Below are 2838 nucleotides of genomic sequence, written 5' to 3' on the forward strand. Positions count from 1 at the left end.
TTATGCCATGCTGGACAAGAACTCCCCTCCCCAGCTCATCAAGGGGTGGGTGCAAATCCTCCGAGAGGGGGTTTCCGCCAGATAGTTTCAGGTTCAATGTTTCAGGTTCAATGTTTCAAGTTCCATGCTGCCATATATAGCAAACATGAAACTTGGAATTTGAAACAAAAAAACTCTTCCTCACGTAAGGAGAGGTACATACCAAAAAAGAATACATTTTTGTAGATTGAAATCGTTGTAGTTGAAAACGGGAATAATTTTATGCGGTTTGTTTACACACTTGGAGTAATAGGTCTATTTCTGGGGGCAGTCTTATGGCCTACTGTTAGCCATGCTACACACGTACGGGCGGGAGAGATTACTACCAAACGAATTTCTACTACCTCACTTACGTATAAAGTTACGTTTACGGCCTATTACGATGAGACGCCAGCGGGTAAGGCTGCTGCGAATCAGGCTGAGCCCTATACAATCTGTTTTGGCGATGGTTCAACGTTAGAAGTTAGGCGAAGTAGTCGTATTTACATTAATGGAAATACATCCTCTATTGATTCTTACACGGCCGTTCACACGTATCCGGGACCAGGTGTTTATACGATTGGCATAACCGTTCCAAACCGAAATCTCAATACTAAAAACCTACCAGCTCCCTCCGATAATATCCGTTTTTTCGTATCAACAACGATCCTGATCAATGGATCTCTGTTGACCAACTCCACTCCGGTCATGCTCAATCCTCCCCTCGATTCGGGACGAGTAGGCCAGAAATTCTGCCACAATCCGGCCGCCTTCGATGCCGATGGCGATAGCCTGGCCTACCGATTGAGCGTTCCTAAAACATCCTCAACCGATAATGGCTGTACAGGGCCTGCCATTCCGGGCTATCAGGACCCCACACGATTTAGTACGTCCAGCGAAGCCGGAGGAACGCCCACCTTTACCATCAACCCCATCACCGGTGAACTCTGCTGGGATGCCCCAGGACAAGCAGGTCAGTACAATTTCGCCTTCATCATCGAAGAATGGCGAAATGGCGTGCTCATCGGGGAAATTACCCGGGATATGCAGATTTTTGTTGTGGATAGTCCCAACAAACGACCCATTATCCAGCCCATTCCCGACCTCTGCGCCGAAGCTGGTACCCTGATCACCCAACCCGTCACGGCCACCGACCCCGATGGAAACCGAGTCATCATCTCCGGATTTGGCGGGGTCTTCAACGTGGGGGCCGATGGAGCAGCCCTGACGCCGGGAGAACTGATCTCCCCTGCTTATGCCCGACTCATCAATGGCGGAGTTACCCAGGCACAACCTGCCACGGCCACCTTCAGCTGGCAAACCAGTTGTGTCCATGTCCGACAGGCCCCTTATGACGTGACCTTCAAAGTCACCGATGTGCCCCCCAAACCCACCCCCGCCCTGGTCTCCTTCCAGACCTTCCGCATTCAGGTGGTGGGACCTGCCATCAAGAACTTAACCGCCAAACCAACCGCCACCGCCAATGGTAGAGCCATCCAGCTCACCTGGGATGCCTACACCTGTAGCAGCCCTACCACCACCATTACCATCTATCGGAAAGAAGGCTGTCAGCCCGATGACTTACCCAAATGCGTGACGGGTGTGCCAGCGGGCTATACCAAGATTGCTACCGTGCCCAGCACCGCCACCACCTATACCGACACCACCACCCTCAAACGAGGAGTCAGCTACGGCTATCGACTGGTAGCCGCCTTTTCTGATCCCAATGGAGGCATCAATGGAGGGGTCAGCCTGTCCTCCAACAAAGCCTGTCTGGAACTGCCCCTCCTGGCACCGGTGATCACCCAGGTCACCGTCGATTCGACCAACACCACCACCGGACAGATCACTGTCAAATGGACCCGGCCCATCGGCCTCAACCCCGGTGACCTGGGTGCCCCCTACCAGTATCGGCTCCAACGAGCCACCGGGCTCACCGGTACCACCTATACCACCATTGCCACTATCAATACTAACCTGAGCCCCACCGCTCCCGATACCCTCTTCGTGGACAAAGGCACCTCCAGCTCGATTCTCAACACCACGGCCAATGCCTACCGCTACCGACTGGAGTTCTACTACACAGCCGCCAACGGGACGCTGACCCAGCTCGATGTTACCGATGCGGCCTCCTCCGTCCGACTGGCAGCCAGCCCCGCCAACCGACAGATCGTGCTGAGCTGGCAGGCCAACACCCCCTGGTCCAACGACGGCAAAACCCATGATGTCTACCGCTCCCGCTCAGGACCCAATGGACCCTTCAACAAGATTCGCGAAGTCAGTGTCACCACCTCTCCTTACTCCTTCACCGATGATGGCTCGGACACCTTCACCGCTGATGGCAACACCAGCCGGGTTCTCTCGGCCGACTCCTCCTACTGTTATCGGGTGATGACCCGGGGCCAGTACACCGATACCCAGCTCAGCCGACTGGGGCCGCTGATTAACTACAGTCAGATCATCTGTGCCACCCCGGCCGACACCACCAAACCCTGTCCACCCCTCTTGCAGGTGGATAGTCTTAACTGTGCCTCCTTGAGTCCCGAGAGTCTGTGTGATCAGAGCAGCTTCACCAACAAGCTGGCCTGGACACCCGGCAGTGGCCCTAGCTGTGATCCCAACATTGCCAGTTACAAGATCTATTATGGTCGCTACCGCACCGACACACTGGGCGTGCTCACGGCGGTGGATGCCCCCACTCAGAAGTATGACCACAGTGGGTTGTCGACCGTGGCGGGCTGTTATTATGTGACGGCCGTTAGCAAGCGGGGCCTGGAGAGTACGCCCTCCAACAAGGTGTGTGTGGATGCGTGTCCGAGC

1 protein-coding gene is annotated in these 2838 nt (G+C 54.8%); it reads left to right on the top strand.

Annotation, left to right across the window (positions count from 1 at the left end):
• Nucleotides 1–261: 261 nt before the first annotated feature.
• A partial coding sequence (locus ACYVGR_RS30790) for a gliding motility-associated C-terminal domain-containing protein (RefSeq protein ID WP_460963808.1) occupies nt 262–2838 on the top strand: 2577 nt, incomplete at its 3' end.

This window comes from Spirosoma litoris (genome assembly GCF_054776755.1).